Genomic DNA, 14,473 nt, shown 5'->3' with positions numbered 1-14,473 from the left:
CCTAACAGATAAATAAAACTGTGAATGATGTTATTATCGCGATTTACGAAAAAACAAGGATACAGCTATGGGCTTTATGACCGGCAAACGCATTCTTATTACTGGTGTTGCTAGTAAATTATCAATTGCTTATGGTATTGCCAAAGCTATGCGTGACCAAGGTGCAGAACTTGCATTTACTTACCAAAATGAAAAACTGAAACCACGCGTTGAAGAATTTGCAGCATCATTAGACTCAAATATCGTATTAGAGTGTGATGTGTCAAAAGACGAAAGCATCGATACCATGTACGCAGAACTTGCAAAAGTTTGGCCAAAATACGATGGCTTTGTTCACTCTATCGGTTTTGCGCCTGCTGACCAATTAGATGGCGACTACGTTAATGCAGTAACTCGTGAAGGTTTTAAAATTGCTCACGACATCAGTGCATACAGCTTCGTTGCTATGGCGAAAGCAAGCCGTGAAATGCTAAATCCAAATTCAGCTCTATTAACTCTGACTTATTTAGGTGCTGAACGTGCAATCCCTAACTATAACGTTATGGGTCTGGCGAAAGCCTCTTTAGAAGCTAACGTTCGTTATATGGCAAATGCTATGGGTCCTGAAGGTATTCGCGTTAACGGTATCTCTGCTGGCCCAATCCGTACATTAGCGGCATCTGGTATCAAAGATTTCCGTAAAATGTTAAGCCATTGCGAATCAGTAACTCCTCTGCGTCGTACTGTAACAACCGAAGATGTAGGTAATACAGCCGCATTCTTATGCTCTGATTTATCTGGCGGTATCACAGGTGAAATCGTTCACGTAGATGGTGGTTTCAGCATCGCTGCAATGAATGAATTAGAACTAAAATAATTCCTGTTCTATAAATAATAGAAGCCAGTCTTACTGTTAAGGCTGGCTTTTTTATGTCACCTACTGTTTTTACTCTTAACTCTATTAGCTATCGAGTTTTTATCTAACATCTCCTTTTTTCTTCATTTTTAATATTATGTTTCGTTAGATAAATTTCACTTTTGTTTTTTAGCTTATTCCTATAATCTTTTCTTTATATTAGCGATAAAATAATTACATATTAATAAAAGGACTTAATGTATGAAGAAATTTAGATTTCTGTTTTATATTTTTGCTCTTATTGGTGCAATTATTTTTGTTGTGGCTTTATTTGTTATTAAATCTGAATTAAATGTAGTTAGAAATGGAGTAGAAACAACAGGCGTTGTTATCGACCAAAGTGTGAGTAAATCTTCTAATGGTAGCTACTTTTATCATCCTATTATTCAATTCAACACAGAAGATAATCAAGAAATAACGTTTCGCTCACCAGAAGGTGGTAATCAATCCCGTTTTTATCTTGGTGAAAAGATTAACGTTATTTATCTTCCAAATGATCCACAAAGAGCAACAATAAACAATTTTTTAGGCTTATATGGTGCGGGTACTATATTAAGTATTTTGGGGTTAGTATTTGCATCAACAGGGCTTATCCCTTTGTATTTTATCAGAAGAAGAGCTACAAGAGATCAACGATTAAAACGTGATGGAATGCCGATCAATGTAAAGATATCCGAAATTATTATTAATAGTAATATTCGTTTTAATCATCGTTCTCCCTATCAAATTATTGCTGATTATCATGATACATTAAACAATCGATTAATTCGTTATAAAAGTGGTTATATTCTCTTTGATCCTACACCTTATATTAAGAGAGAATTTGTTACAGTCTATGTTGATAAAAAAGATCCCAAAATTTATTACCTTGATATTTCATTTTTACCTTCATTTGAGGAAAATAATTAAACACTCCTTATATGTTATAAATATAAGGAGTGTTTTTTATTTATTTTCATCAATTAACCGCCTTGTTCACAAATTTACAAAAGCCTTTTTATTCCGCACCATTTGAGTTTGCTAATTTCTTAAAACCTCTTATCATCTTATATTAGTGAAGATATTCTGATATCTATAAGTTAATTCACCACCTCATTGATAGGGAGCTATTCAATATGAAATTGTACTACACGCCAGGTAGTTGCTCGCTTTCCCCTCATATCGTTTTACGTGAAACCGGTTTAGACTTCTCAATAGAGCGCATCGACTTACGTGCTAAGAAAACAGAATCGGGGAAAGATTTTCTAACCATCAATCCAAAAGGCCAAGTCCCTGTTCTTCAATTAGATAATGGTGATATTTTGACTGAAGGTGTCGCAATTGTTCAATACCTTGCTGATTTAAAACCTGATAGAAATTTAATTGCACCACCAAAATCGCTAGAACGTTATCATCAAATTGAGTGGTTAAACTTTCTTGCAAGTGAAGTGCATAAAGGCTATGGCCCTCTATTTTCACCAGATACACCTGAAAGCTATGTACCCGTTGTTAAAACTAAATTAAAAAGTAAATTCGTTTATATTAATGATGTATTGAGCAAACAAAAATGTGCATGTGGTGAGCATTTTACGGTTATTGATGCCTACTTATTTACATTAAGCCAATGGGCACCGCATGTCGGTTTAGATTTAACTGATTTAACACACCTACAAAACTACCTAAAACGCATTGCACAACGACCTAATGTGCATAGCGCACTGGTCACTGAAGGGTTAATTAAAGAGTAAGTTAAAACGCAATAAAAAATAAACTTAATACAATAAAAAAAGCGGACATAATATTCATATCCGCTTTTTTTTCTTAAGAATTGTAGGGTTTAATCTATCTGTGTTGCGCAGAATCTGTGTGTTGGATGCACCATTTGATCTTGAGCAGCAACGAGTTGCAGTTCGTACTCATTCATCTCTTTCGTTTTTAGCATCACTTCATAAACTGCCGCGGCAACGTGTTCTAATGCGGTTTGTAATTCAACACCTTTAAGTAAATCCACCAGCATTAAACCACTTGTTAAATCACCAACCCCTACAGGTTGACGCTCACCAAAATCAACTAATGGACGACTAACATGCCAACTATGTTCTGCGGTTACTAACAGCATTTCAAAGCGATCATGACGATATCCAGCGCGTGATAAGTGTTTTACTAATACAACCTTTGGACCTTGTTTACACAATTCACGGGCAGCATTTACACACTCATCAACATTATGAAGGGCTTTGCCACCACTTAATGTTTCAAGCTCTAATAAATTGGGTGCAATGATATCACTAATAGGTAACGCATCTTCACACAGTACGCCTGAAACAGCAGGAGGAACAATACACCCTTTTTCAGGATGTCCCATTACTGGATCACAAAAATACCATGCGTTAGGATTCGCTTGTTTTACTTTTTTAACGATATCAACAATGCGTAAACCTTGTTCAGCCGATCCCAAATAACCACTTAGTACTGCATCACATTGTGAAAGTTTACCGATTGCGGCAATACCATCAACAATCTCAGTAATATGTTCTGCTGACATAACGCAGCCAGTCCACTTTTCTGGATATTGTGTGTGATTTGAAAATTGCACTGTATTTAGAGGCCAAACATTTACCCCCATACGACGCATTGGAAACTCAGAGGCGCTGTTGCCTGCATGACCGAACACAACATGTGACTGAATAGAGAGTATATTTTTCATGACATAAACCGATTATTGTGAATACACACAACACCCAAGCTTTATCATCATAGGCGAGGTATATACGTTTATTTATTGTTATTAAGAAAAAGGGCAACTCACCGGCTGCCCTTTACTGTCAATTATTTCCAGATAACGAGGCAGTAATGTTTTTTACCACGACGCAAAATAGAATAATGACCAAATAAGAAATCTTTTCCTTCAAAGACGTATTCAGGATTGTCTTGTTTTTCGCCATTAATTGAAACTGCGTTAGAGCCAATCATTGTACGAGCCTGACCGCGAGAAGGAACTAATTCTGCGTTAACCAGCGCTTGTTGCAAATCACTGCCTTTTTCTAACTCAATTGTTGGCATACCATCTTGTGCTAATTGTTCAAGGTCAGCTTGTGTTAAGTCTGCAATTGCACCAGAGAATAAGCTTTCTGTAATACGTTTAGCGGCGATTAAACCTTCTTCACCGTGAACTAAACCAGTAACGAGTTCGGCTAATACACGTTGAGCACGAGGCGCTTGACCGCTATTTTTGTCTTCTTCTTCAAGTGCATTAATTTCTTCAATGCTCATAAATGTGAAGAATTTTAAGAAGCGATAAACGTCAGCATCTGCTGTATTGATCCAGAACTGATAGAATTTGTATGGGCTTGTTTTCTTAGGATCTAACCAAACCGCACCACCTTCTGTCTTACCGAATTTAGTTCCATCAGATTTAGTAATTAATGGTACAGTCATACCAAATACTTGTTTCTGATTGAAACGACGGGTTAAATCGATACCTGAAGTGATATTACCCCACTGATCAGAGCCACCGATTTGTAATTCAACACCTAAATGCGTATTTAATGACGCAAAGTCATAAGCTTGCAAGAGGTTATAGGCGAATTCAGTAAAAGAGATACCCACATCGTCACGGTTTAAACGTTGTTTAACCGCTTCTTTGTTGATCATTTGGTTCACAGAGAAGTGTTTACCGATATCACGCAGGAATGTTAGCACATCCATTTGACCGAACCAGTCATAGTTGTTTGCTAATTCCGCACTGTTTTCACCACTGTTGAAATCTAAGAAAGGTGACACTTGTTTACGAATTTTTTCTACCCATTCGTGAACAGTATCTTGGGTATTCAGTTTGCGCTCGGTGGCTTTAAAACTAGGATCACCAATTAGACCCGTTGCACCACCCACCAACGCCACAGGCTTATGCCCGGCTAGTTGGAATCGTTTTAAACACAGCAAAGGAACCAAATGCCCCAAGTGCAGGCTATCAGCGGTAGGATCGAAGCCACAATAGAGAGCGATAGGACCTTGCTCCAAACGCTCTACTAAAGCTGCCTCGTCCGTGACCTGAGCAATTAGCCCACGCTCCTGCAATTGTGTGATTAGGTTCTTGCTAGACATCAATGACTCCATCGGTTTATTGTTTTTTGTCTATTTAAAATATAAGTGAAACACAAGTGGTATAGCATAAAGCGCCACTACATTAAGTACCAGTAGAAAAAGACTTTTTGAAGCAAATTTATTAACACTCTATTAAGGTGCTAATCGCTCAATGTCCCATCCTTGTGGTGATTTTTGGTAGATAAAGCGATCGTGTAGACGATTTTCTCGTCCTTGCCAAAATTCAACAGAATCAAATGTTACACGATATCCACCCCAGAAACTCGGTAATGGCACTTCTCCATTTTGGAATTTCTGTTTTAATTCTAGAAACTTGCTTTCTAACACGCCTCTTGCGGAAATGCGAGAAGACTGTTGGGAAGCCCATGCTGCAATTTGGCTATCTTTAGGGCGACTATGGAAATATTTAATGACTTCAATAGGAGAAAGTTTTTCAGCTTTTCCTAAAAAACAAACTTGCCTTTCTAAGGGATACCACGGGAATAATAAGCTAACTCGTTGATTGTGTTCTAAATGACTCGCCTTGCGACTGCCCAAGTTGGTGTAAAAGACTAAGCCATGTTCATCGAAATGTTTTAATAATACGATGCGTTGGTAAGGCTGCCCATTTTCATCAACAGTTGCAACACACATGGCAGTAGGATCACTCAAACGCGCTTCACAAGCCTGTTTTAGCCACTTTTCAAATAAAACTAATGGCTGTTCAGTTAATTCATGACGTCGTAGTCCACCGTTCATATATTCGCGGCGTAAATCTGCAACATCAATAAAATCAAGTTCTGTCATTTTTCACTCTCTCTTTTGAGAAACTGCGTTCAGCATATCACGCTTAACGAGGATTTGTAGGGTAAATCGCCCCTAAAACGGTTTCTCTTGATGCCCCTGTTACAGAAGGCAAATTCCCTGATTCATTTGCAATAGTACGCGCGGCTAACCAAGCAAATGCCAACGCTTCCATATCATCGCCACTTAAACCATATTTATCCGTTGTTGCGACTTCTGTACCCGGTAATAATGAAGCTAAACGATGCATAATTTGCCCATTTCGCGCCCCACCACCACAAACGAGTAAACGTTCACATCCACCGTTTAATTGGATCTGTTGCACAATACTTATCGCGGTTAATTCAACTAGAGTTGCTTGTACATCTTCAGGAAAAACATTAGGTACTCTTGCTAAATGGTAATTTAACCATTGTGTATTGAAATATTCTCTCCCTGTACTTTTAGGTGCTGAACGCGAAAAGTAAGGATCTGAAAGCATATCTTTCAATAAAATTGGGTTTACAGTACCGGTAGCGGCCCATTTGCCATTATCATCATAGGGTGTTTGATTATGGATCCAATTCCAGCTATCTAATAGCATATTTCCTGGCCCCGTATCGTAGCCTTTAACTGCAATACCGGGTAATAACAATGAGATATTGGCAATACCACCAATATTTAAAATAATCCGTTTTTCAATAGAGTGTCCTAACACGGCAAGATGAAAAGCGGGTACTAAAGGTGCGCCTTGTCCGCCATAAGCAATATCTCTGCGACGAAAATCACCAACCGTCGTAATTCCTGTTAGTGCAGCAACACGGTTATTGTCGCCAATTTGCATAGTAAATGGCATATCACTTTCTGGTTCATGCCAAACGGTTTGCCCATGACACCCTATCGCCGTGATATCGCTCGCGCTAAGTTTTACTTTTGCAAGTAACTCTATAATTGCTTGCGCATAAAGTTCACCCAATTGGGCATCTAATAGGCCGATTTCATGCAAGGTAGTAGATTGCCCTTGGCAAACAGCTAAAATTCGTTGGCGTAGATTTTGTGGATAAGGCAGAAAGTGATTTTCTTGTTGTGCAACGAACTTATTATTGATTGCAGCTAATACAACATCAACACCATCTAAGCTTGTGCCAGACATCACGCCAATGTACCGCCCTGCTATCATGTTCTTTTCCTTATAATCAAGATGATGCAAATTTTTAACATATAATGTTATATTCTCTTTTTTCAGAAATCTCTTCTGTTTTTACTATCGGCCTTTACTATATAGTAAGCTATATATTATTAAAATCAGTGTCGACATACGCAAAAAACGAGCTATAACTGATACTAGATAACATTGGTATAATCTGGGCAATTTACCTCAGGTTTTCTTTAGGAGTGACTATGTTTAAGCATTTACTTATTGGTCTTTTCACAATGACTGTACTTACTGGTTGTGTGAATACAAATTCACTATCTGGTGACACTTACACCGCAAGCCAAGCAAAACAAGCTCAAAATATTACTTATGGTACAGTGGTTTCTGTGCGTGCAGTGAATATTCAAGCAGGTAGCGATGAGAATATTTTAGGCGCTATCGGTGGTGCTGTTCTCGGCGGTATGTTAGGTAACACGGTGGGTGGTGGTACTGGTCGTAACCTTGCAACAGCAGCGGGTGCAATTGCCGGTGGTATGGCAGGACAACAAGCACAAGGTGCTTTAAATACGACTAAAGGTGTTCAAATTGAAGTTCGTTTAGATAGTGGTAAAACTGTCGCTATCGTTCAAAAAGCAGATAATACTGTTTATAGTCAAGGTCAACGTGTTGCAGTTATTGGTAATGGAAATAACTTAACTGTTTCTCCTCGCTAATTAGCAACAAAAAAACAGGCAACATTAAAGTTGCCTGTTTTATTTTATGACTCAATAATAAGTAACCTAAAGAGAAAGCGAATATATAATCTAATTATTAAATTTAGGACTATATAATGATTTTTGTTATATACTCGCCACATTCAAAATTTCAGTGTTGTTGATATCGTTTACTCGCACCAGTTATATATTTTATATATCCCTAGTGACTCATTCACTTGTTATCTAGCTGAACATTGAATTATTTAGAGTATAGTTATCATCATGTCATTAATATTATTTAAATAGAATATATATTAAATTTGAAATTATTAGTCATTTAACCTATTTATATTTTTTTCTAATTTTTGAATTGTACCTATTAACCTTTCGATTTCGTCTAGTTGGATGCCACCTAATATTTCTTTTCTTGTTTTTTCTATAACAGCATAAACCTCATTAATAAAAGGCTCAGATTCTTTTGTTAATTTTATACGTTTTGCTCTACGATCATTTGCACATGTATGCCGACATATCAGTTTTTTTTCTTCCAGTTGATCTAAGGTTCTCACTAAAGATGGTTGCTCGATTCCTATTGCTTTTGCCAATTGGATTTGTGACTGCTCTGGAGGTAATTGGCTGATATTGTACAAAGTAACCCAGTGGGTTTGGGTTAATTTTAATGGTTTGAGACGATGATCAATTAAAGCACGCCATAATCGAACTAAACGCGCTAAATCAGCTCCTAATGTTGATTCCACTTATCTCTCCTTAATTAGCATTTTCAGTCAACTTATTACAAAGTTTAGATATTCATTTTTAATACAATATTTACCTATTCTTTTTAATTAAAACATTACCTTTAATAACTAATATAGTTATAATCCCATTTATTAGATAAGTAATTATTTTCCAGATATAATTAAAGCATTTCTTTCTATCAACGAAAGTTCATAAAGAATAACCTTGTTATAAAAACTAATCTATATTTTTTTACATAATAATTATTATTATTTTAAAATCAACACTAAAGTCAAGAAAAAAATCATTTTTATCAATTGATTACAAATAAAATAGAGTGGTAACACATATAAAGTTATAACTTTATATTAATAAAGAAAAAATAATAAACGACATGACTACAATAAATAACAATAATGAATTAAAAAGATAGTTAATTATTATTTTAATATTAAAAAATAAGTAGCACATTTAAAATAAATTGAGTTGGTCATTCTCTTTTTCAATTGAAGAACCCGATTTTTTTAATGCTCTTAAATAACGTTGCTGACAAAGTCGTAATATATTTCTTTTCTCTTGTTGACTCATTATTGACCAATTAAACCGCTCTTGGCGACTGCGATAGCACCCAACGCAATATCCTTGCGCATTCATTTCACAACGCCCAATACAAGGACTAGGAATATCAAAAAATTCTAATTGTTCTTGCATTTGATTTTCCCTCCCTATTGTTTGTTACAATAGAGTATAGTTAATAGAGATATTATCTGCACAACATGAATTATTGAACTGTTAAAGGCGCAGTAAAATTGAACTTTAGGGCTTTAACGCGTTATAGTACTCTGCCATCAGTTTAACTGTAGGGTTTAATCATTAAAAAACACAAGAGGTTTATATGCGAGTACTTCATACCATGATCCGTGTGGGCGATTTACAACGTTCTATCGACTTTTATACCAAGGTTTTAGGTATGCAACTTCTACGCACTAGCGAGAATGAGGAATATAAATACTCGTTAGCTTTTGTTGGTTATGGTGATGAAAGCACTGGTGCGGTTATCGAATTAACCTATAACTGGGGTGTAAACAGCTACGAAATGGGAACCGCTTTTGGGCATGTGGCATTAGGTGTTGATGATGTTGCTGCAACCTGTGAAGCCATTCGCCAAGCTGGCGGTAACGTTACCCGTGATGCAGGTCCAGTAAAAGGTGGCTCAACAATTATTGCTTTTGTTGAAGATCCTGATGGATATAAAATTGAGCTCATCGAAAACAAAAGTGCAAGTCACGCTCTAGGTAACTAATTTTTATTAAAACCAGAAAGATAACATGTGTATCTTTCTGGCCTTACTGATTATCAATTTCCGATATTCTATTTTTATCGGATAAGTACAACTTAATGCCTGATATAAATAATCCCAATAAGCTTTGTAACCGTTTTCGGGGTTACTACCCTGTTGTCATTGATGTTGAAACAGGTGGATTTAATGCGAAAACAGACGGTTTACTTGAAATCGCCGCCATTACACTCAAAATGGATGAGCAAGGTTGGCTAAAACCTGATAACACATTACATTTTCATGTTGATCCCTTTGAAGGGGCTAATTTAGAGCCGGCAGCCTTAGAATTTACAGGTATTGATCCAACCAATCCTTTACGTGGCGCAGTCAGTGAATATGAAGCCTTTCATGCCATTTTTAAAATGGTACGCAAAGGAATGAAAGATGCAGATTGTAATCGCGCTATTATTGTCGCTCATAATGCAAATTTTGATCACAGCTTTGTAATGGCTGCTGCTGAACGTGCTGGATTAAAACGTAATCCTTTTCACCCTTTCGCCACCTTTGATACAGCGGCTTTAAGTGGATTGGTATTAGGGCAGACAATTTTGGCTAAAGCCTGCATTACTGCTGGCATTCCCTTTGATAGCAAATTAGCGCATGGTGCGTTATACGATACTAATCGCACATCATTACTTTTTTGTGAGTTAGTTAACCGTTGGAAAAAATTGGGTGGATGGCCATTACCTACACCTTGAAGCTATGATTTCGCTGATACATTTATGAATAGCAGAAAAAAGCCAGTTCAATGATGAACTGGCTTTTTTATCGAAGATCTCATTATTTTTATGCGTTTCAATACCGAAACAATAAAAATTAATTATTGTGCTTCTTCACCACGATATTTATCAGCGGTCTCTTTTAATAACTTCTGTAACTCACCGCGCTGATACATTTCTAAAATAATGTCACATCCACCGACTAATTCACCATCTACCCATAATTGTGGGAAGGTTGGCCAGTGTGCATATTTTGGTAATTCTGCACGAATATCTGGGTTTTGCAAGATATCAACATACGCAAAACGCTCACCACAAGCAGAGATAGCTTGAACTGCCTGAGCAGAAAAACCACAACTTGGTAATTTTGGTGAACCTTTCATGTATAAAATAATTGGGTTTTCATTGATCTGGCGTTCAATTTTTTCAATAGTCGTCATTTGTAAGTCCTTACAGCCTTTTATATTCGATATGCTTTATAGGAGAAAACATGGAAGAAGAATACCACTTTATATTAGAAACCTCTATATAAGTTTAGTTCTCAATATAAAACAATACGTTGGCATTAAATTACGAGATCATTGAGAGAAAATACACAATAAAACATAAAAAAATAAATCAATACGTTACAGATGTTTATGAGCACTTTTTATCTTATTATTTCACCTGAACTGCACTCCAAAAGTTAGACACCAGCTTTAGGGTGTTTTTCTATGACTAAAATTAGCTCGATATCCTTTATATTAAAGAAGTTAGAAGAAAAAAATAACTTTCATATCAAAATCAATACATTAAATTTCATAATCTATACATTAAGATAAAACGCTACTTTATTAAAAGGATATAATGTATATAAATGGGTTTGTTATAAACCTTGATGAGTATTAACTATGGACATGATTTTGCTGTTTCTTTTAGTGGGATGCATCACTGGCTTTTTTGCTGGGTTACTTGGTATAGGGGGCGGTGCAATCATTGTTCCGGTAGTTATGTATGTAGTGAGCCAACAAGCCATTCCAACAGATATGGTGATGAAAATAGCCCTATCTACCTCGTTCTCTGTCATTATATTCTCCACGGCATCTTCAGCGTATTCCCATAACAAACATAAAGCCATTTTATGGCAGCAATTCCCTCTATTATCTATTGGCACGATCATTGGTATGCTTGTTGGGACATTTCTGGTACAAAAAATGTCAAACACGATATTACAAATCGTGTTCTGTATTTTCATGGTATATACCATCTATGGATTATTAACTAAAAAGAAAGAAGCAGAACGCATTGAAAACGTGAAAGATCCTGTTGTTTCCAAACCAGCATTAACAAGTGGTGGCTCTTTAATTGGCTTTATATCCAGCTTTATCGGTATTGCTGGTGGAACGATCACCATTCCTCTTTTGAGTCATTGGGGATTTAATACACGTAAATGTATTGCAACCTCTTCAATGATTGGTGTCATTATCGCTTCCATGGGCACCATAATGGGTATTATCTATGGTTGGGATCAAACAAATATTGATGACTATTACTTCGGTTTTATCTATTTACCTGCCTTTATTGGAATAAGCATTACCAGCATTCTCTTCGCTCCTGTCGGGGTAAAAGTTGCTTATCGCCTACCTATTCCGAGAGTTCGCCAAATATTTGCATTATTCCTATTCTTAGTCGTAATAAAAATGATGTATACACTGGTGATGGAGTAAGCAAAAAATGCAACAATCAGAGGATATAGGCTCTAATTAAAGTCAATATTTTACTGCTTTACGAGTTGCTCTGTGGGATATACTCTTATGAGTATAATTAATCTATATGGCTTATAACTATAGATAAAAGATATTTAGCTGTTATTTCAGCAGATTTTTGTTAAAATAATTAGCAAAATAGTAACAACTTAGTGATTCATTTGCCTCATTCTATCAATTCAAATGATTTTGATGGAATGATTTCAGGCACAAAACCCGAAATAGATAGTTTAAAGGAGTACGCAATGTCTTTCGAATTACCAAAATTACCTTATGCGTTAGATGCTCTTGAGCCACACATCTCTAAAGAAACTTTAGAATATCACTACGGCAAACACCACCAAACCTATGTAACCAATTTAAACAATCTGGTTAAAGGTACTGATTTAGAAAGCAAATCCTTAGAAGAAATCATCAAATCTACTGATGGTGGCATCTTTAATAATGCAGCTCAAGTATGGAATCACACTTTCTACTGGAACTGCTTAGCACCAAATGCAGGTGGCGCGCCAACAGGTAAAATTGCTGATGCTATCAACAAAGCATTTGGCTCTTTTGAAGAGTTCAAAAAGCAATTTAATGACGCGGCAGCTAAAAACTTCGGTTCAGGTTGGACTTGGTTAGTTAAAAAAGCTGACGGTTCAGTTGCAATTGTTAACACGTCTAATGCTGCAACTCCAGTTTCAGGTGCAGACAAACCACTGTTAACAGTAGACGTATGGGAACATGCTTACTATATCGACTACCGCAATGCGCGCGTTAAATATTTAGAAGAGTTCTGGGCATTGGTTAACTGGTCATTTGTTGAAGCTAACCTTGCTTAATTGAGCTTTATAATCAAAGGTGAGTGATTGAGATTCATTTTTGGTGACAAAATAACAAAGGGCCTTGAGCCCTTTGTTATATTCAGATATTCGATAATCTATTATTTAAATTGATCGGATATTCTATAAAGCAGTGATTAGAACATCATAGTCGAAAATAGAACAATCATAACAAGCGCTGCTACTGCTGTACTCAAACCAAATTTCAGATCCGTATCCATCTATTTCTCCCTCAAAATGATTATAATACACACTTTTAACCATAACCTTGTCATGGTTAATTATTATCACATATCAAAATTTGCTAAAATAGCGACCAGTGCACAATTTATAACATTGATTAATACTTTCACTTTTGAGCTAGATCATACAAAATTCACAGCTAATCGCTAAATTATTGCCAGTGTTTGCCCTATGTATGACTATACTGGCAGTTAAACCATAAAATTAGATAAAAGAGACCAATGAAGGTCAGGAGTTTTCCACACCATGGCAACAATAAAAGACGTGGCAAAACGCGCAGGCGTATCAACCACGACTGTTTCTCATGTGATCAACAAAACACGTTTTGTTGCTGAGAACACACGGGCAGCAGTTTGGGCCGCTATAAAAGAATTAAATTATTCGCCTAGTGCCGTTGCGCGTAGTTTAAAAGTCAATCACACAAAATCTATTGGCCTGTTAGCCACGTCCAGTGAAGCTCCTTACTTTGCTGAAGTGATTGAAGCTGTTGAAAATAGTTGTTATAGCAAAGGCTACACACTGATTTTATGTAATTCACATAATAACCTCGATAAACAAAAAGCCTATTTAGCGATGCTGGCACAAAAACGTGTTGATGGATTATTAGTCATGTGTTCTGAATATCCCGATCACCTTCTTACTCTTTTAGAGGGCTATCGTAATATTCCAATGGTTGTCATGGATTGGGGCAAAGCGCGTGGTGACTTTACAGATACCATTATCGATAACGCTTTCCATGGTGGTTATATTGCGGGGCGTTACCTTATTGAGCGTGGTCATCGTGATATTGGTATTATCCCAGGCCCATTAGAACGCAATACAGGTGGTGGCCGCTTACAAGGTTTCTTAAAAGCCATGGAAGAAGCAAAAATCACAGTAAAAGATGATTGGATTGTACAAGGCGATTTTGAGCCAGAATCTGGTTATAAAGCCATGTACCAAATGCTAAATCAAAAACATCGCCCTACTGCTGTTTTTTGTGGTGGTGATGTGATGGCGATGGGCGCAATTTGTGCTGCTGATGAACTTGGTCTGCGTGTTCCTTTAGATATTTCTATTGTGGGTTACGACAATATTCGTAATGCACGTTATTTTACACCTGCACTAACGACAGTCCACCAGCCAAAAGAACGTTTAGGTCAGATGGCATTATCAATGTTGCTTGATCGCATCGTCAATAAACGCGAAGACGCCCAAACAATCGAAGTTCATCCACGATTAGTTGAGCGCCGTTCAGTTGCTGACGGTCCTTTTATTGACTACCGTCGTTAATT

General features: G+C 36.7%; 17 protein-coding genes. 9 read left to right on the top strand and 8 right to left on the bottom strand.

Going from position 1 to position 14,473, the window contains the following annotated elements; translation table 11 throughout:
* Positions 1-67: 67 nt before the first annotated feature.
* The 3 genes from fabI to gstA all read left to right on the top strand — a co-directional run bounded on the left by fabI (position 68) and on the right by gstA (position 2,622).
* Positions 68-856: an enoyl-ACP reductase FabI gene (gene fabI / locus CBE70_RS02955; RefSeq protein ID WP_006537026.1), complete on the top strand. Its 789-nt coding sequence runs from the start codon at positions 68-70 to the stop codon at positions 854-856.
* A gap of 240 nt (positions 857-1,096) precedes the next feature.
* Positions 1,097-1,804 (top strand): DUF3592 domain-containing protein, encoded by a 708-nt coding sequence (locus tag CBE70_RS02950; protein ID WP_100158139.1) that lies wholly within the window; start codon positions 1,097-1,099, stop codon positions 1,802-1,804.
* A 206-nt stretch (positions 1,805-2,010) separates the two neighbouring features.
* Positions 2,011-2,622, top strand: a complete 612-nt coding sequence (gene gstA / locus CBE70_RS02945) for a glutathione transferase GstA (RefSeq protein ID WP_100158138.1) — start codon at positions 2,011-2,013, stop codon at positions 2,620-2,622.
* 89 nt (positions 2,623-2,711) lie between these two features.
* Here the strand turns inward: gstA and pdxY are convergent, their stop codons facing one another.
* The 4 genes from pdxY to anmK form a co-directional block, all read right to left on the bottom strand.
* Positions 2,712-3,581, bottom strand: a complete 870-nt coding sequence (gene pdxY, locus CBE70_RS02940; RefSeq protein WP_100158137.1) for a pyridoxal kinase PdxY — start codon at positions 3,579-3,581, stop codon at positions 2,712-2,714.
* Between the two features lie 122 nt (positions 3,582-3,703).
* The gene (gene tyrS, locus CBE70_RS02935; protein ID WP_100158136.1) at positions 3,704-4,978 is read right to left on the bottom strand and encodes a tyrosine--tRNA ligase; all 1,275 of its coding nucleotides are present in this window, start codon (positions 4,976-4,978) and stop codon (positions 3,704-3,706) included.
* A gap of 132 nt (positions 4,979-5,110) precedes the next feature.
* A complete protein-coding gene (gene pdxH / locus CBE70_RS02930; protein WP_069369294.1) occupies positions 5,111-5,764 on the bottom strand; it encodes a pyridoxamine 5'-phosphate oxidase in 654 nt (217 codons plus the stop codon).
* 43 nt (positions 5,765-5,807) lie between these two features.
* The gene (anmK, locus tag CBE70_RS02925; protein WP_100158135.1) at positions 5,808-6,920 is read right to left on the bottom strand and encodes an anhydro-N-acetylmuramic acid kinase; all 1,113 of its coding nucleotides are present in this window, start codon (positions 6,918-6,920) and stop codon (positions 5,808-5,810) included.
* 221 nt (positions 6,921-7,141) lie between these two features.
* On the opposite strand from anmK, the gene CBE70_RS02920 reads away from it, so the two are divergent.
* The gene (locus CBE70_RS02920; RefSeq protein ID WP_023582334.1) at positions 7,142-7,609 is read left to right on the top strand and encodes an outer membrane lipoprotein; all 468 of its coding nucleotides are present in this window, start codon (positions 7,142-7,144) and stop codon (positions 7,607-7,609) included.
* Positions 7,610-7,920: 311 nt separating this feature from the next.
* On the opposite strand, the gene slyA is transcribed toward CBE70_RS02920, so the two are convergent.
* Positions 7,921-8,349 carry a transcriptional regulator SlyA gene (gene slyA, locus CBE70_RS02915; protein ID WP_100158134.1) on the bottom strand — a complete coding sequence of 143 codons (429 nt, stop codon included), beginning with the start codon at positions 8,347-8,349 and terminating at the stop codon, positions 7,921-7,923.
* Positions 8,350-8,800: 451 nt separating this feature from the next.
* Positions 8,801-9,040, bottom strand: coding sequence for a DUF1289 domain-containing protein (locus CBE70_RS02910; RefSeq protein ID WP_100158133.1), 240 nt, complete (start codon positions 9,038-9,040; stop codon positions 8,801-8,803).
* Positions 9,041-9,224: 184 nt separating this feature from the next.
* Here CBE70_RS02910 and gloA point away from each other — a divergent pair, with 184 nt between their 5' ends.
* Both gloA and rnt read left to right on the top strand, forming a co-directional pair.
* Positions 9,225-9,632, top strand: a complete 408-nt coding sequence (gene gloA / locus CBE70_RS02905) for a lactoylglutathione lyase (RefSeq protein ID WP_036937247.1) — start codon at positions 9,225-9,227, stop codon at positions 9,630-9,632.
* A gap of 95 nt (positions 9,633-9,727) precedes the next feature.
* Positions 9,728-10,366, top strand: a complete 639-nt coding sequence (gene rnt / locus CBE70_RS02900) for a ribonuclease T (protein ID WP_100158132.1) — start codon at positions 9,728-9,730, stop codon at positions 10,364-10,366.
* Between the two features lie 122 nt (positions 10,367-10,488).
* Here the strand turns inward: rnt and CBE70_RS02895 are convergent, their stop codons facing one another.
* Entirely contained in the window at positions 10,489-10,827 is a 339-nt protein-coding gene (locus tag CBE70_RS02895; protein WP_100158131.1) for a Grx4 family monothiol glutaredoxin, read from the bottom strand.
* A 450-nt stretch (positions 10,828-11,277) separates the two neighbouring features.
* Between CBE70_RS02895 and CBE70_RS02890 the strand changes: the two genes are divergently transcribed.
* Positions 11,278-12,093, top strand: a complete 816-nt coding sequence (locus CBE70_RS02890) for a sulfite exporter TauE/SafE family protein (protein ID WP_100158130.1) — start codon at positions 11,278-11,280, stop codon at positions 12,091-12,093.
* Positions 12,094-12,377: 284 nt separating this feature from the next.
* Positions 12,378-12,956: a superoxide dismutase [Fe] gene (gene sodB / locus CBE70_RS02885; RefSeq protein ID WP_072062546.1), complete on the top strand. Its 579-nt coding sequence runs from the start codon at positions 12,378-12,380 to the stop codon at positions 12,954-12,956.
* 137 nt (positions 12,957-13,093) lie between these two features.
* Here the strand turns inward: sodB and cydH are convergent, their stop codons facing one another.
* Positions 13,094-13,177 carry a cytochrome bd-I oxidase subunit CydH gene (gene cydH / locus CBE70_RS18665; protein WP_102949514.1) on the bottom strand — a complete coding sequence of 28 codons (84 nt, stop codon included), beginning with the start codon at positions 13,175-13,177 and terminating at the stop codon, positions 13,094-13,096.
* Between the two features lie 268 nt (positions 13,178-13,445).
* Here cydH and purR point away from each other — a divergent pair, with 268 nt between their 5' ends.
* A complete protein-coding gene (gene purR / locus CBE70_RS02880) occupies positions 13,446-14,471 on the top strand; it encodes an HTH-type transcriptional repressor PurR (protein WP_100158129.1) in 1,026 nt (341 codons plus the stop codon).
* Positions 14,472-14,473: the final 2 nt, after the last annotated feature.

Origin of the sequence: Proteus columbae (assembly GCF_002777965.1) — a bacterium.
GTDB lineage: Bacteria > Pseudomonadota > Gammaproteobacteria > Enterobacterales > Enterobacteriaceae > Proteus > Proteus columbae.
The sequence above is the reverse complement of the archived record's forward strand: the minus strand, read 5'-3'. Positions and strand labels throughout refer to the sequence as shown.

What these genes read in the sequence shown, in the direction of transcription:
- pdxH (WP_069369294.1), bottom strand. Translation starts at nt 5,764, where the DNA reads ATGACAGAACTTGATTTTATTGATGTTGCAGATTTACGCCGCGAATAT.
- CBE70_RS02890 (WP_100158130.1), top strand. Translation starts at nt 11,278, where the DNA reads ATGGACATGATTTTGCTGTTTCTTTTAGTGGGATGCATCACTGGCTTT.
- cydH (WP_102949514.1), bottom strand. Translation starts at nt 13,177, where the DNA reads ATGGATACGGATCTGAAATTTGGTTTGAGTACAGCAGTAGCAGCGCTT.
- gloA (WP_036937247.1), top strand. Translation starts at nt 9,225, where the DNA reads ATGCGAGTACTTCATACCATGATCCGTGTGGGCGATTTACAACGTTCT.
- fabI (WP_006537026.1), top strand. Translation starts at nt 68, where the DNA reads ATGGGCTTTATGACCGGCAAACGCATTCTTATTACTGGTGTTGCTAGT.
- sodB (WP_072062546.1), top strand. Translation starts at nt 12,378, where the DNA reads ATGTCTTTCGAATTACCAAAATTACCTTATGCGTTAGATGCTCTTGAG.
- anmK (WP_100158135.1), bottom strand. Translation starts at nt 6,920, where the DNA reads ATGATAGCAGGGCGGTACATTGGCGTGATGTCTGGCACAAGCTTAGAT.
- purR (WP_100158129.1), top strand. Translation starts at nt 13,446, where the DNA reads ATGGCAACAATAAAAGACGTGGCAAAACGCGCAGGCGTATCAACCACG.
- CBE70_RS02895 (WP_100158131.1), bottom strand. Translation starts at nt 10,827, where the DNA reads ATGACGACTATTGAAAAAATTGAACGCCAGATCAATGAAAACCCAATT.
- pdxY (WP_100158137.1), bottom strand. Translation starts at nt 3,581, where the DNA reads ATGAAAAATATACTCTCTATTCAGTCACATGTTGTGTTCGGTCATGCA.
- tyrS (WP_100158136.1), bottom strand. Translation starts at nt 4,978, where the DNA reads ATGTCTAGCAAGAACCTAATCACACAATTGCAGGAGCGTGGGCTAATT.
- CBE70_RS02910 (WP_100158133.1), bottom strand. Translation starts at nt 9,040, where the DNA reads ATGCAAGAACAATTAGAATTTTTTGATATTCCTAGTCCTTGTATTGGG.
- CBE70_RS02950 (WP_100158139.1), top strand. Translation starts at nt 1,097, where the DNA reads ATGAAGAAATTTAGATTTCTGTTTTATATTTTTGCTCTTATTGGTGCA.
- gstA (WP_100158138.1), top strand. Translation starts at nt 2,011, where the DNA reads ATGAAATTGTACTACACGCCAGGTAGTTGCTCGCTTTCCCCTCATATC.
- CBE70_RS02920 (WP_023582334.1), top strand. Translation starts at nt 7,142, where the DNA reads ATGTTTAAGCATTTACTTATTGGTCTTTTCACAATGACTGTACTTACT.
- rnt (WP_100158132.1), top strand. Translation starts at nt 9,728, where the DNA reads ATGCCTGATATAAATAATCCCAATAAGCTTTGTAACCGTTTTCGGGGT.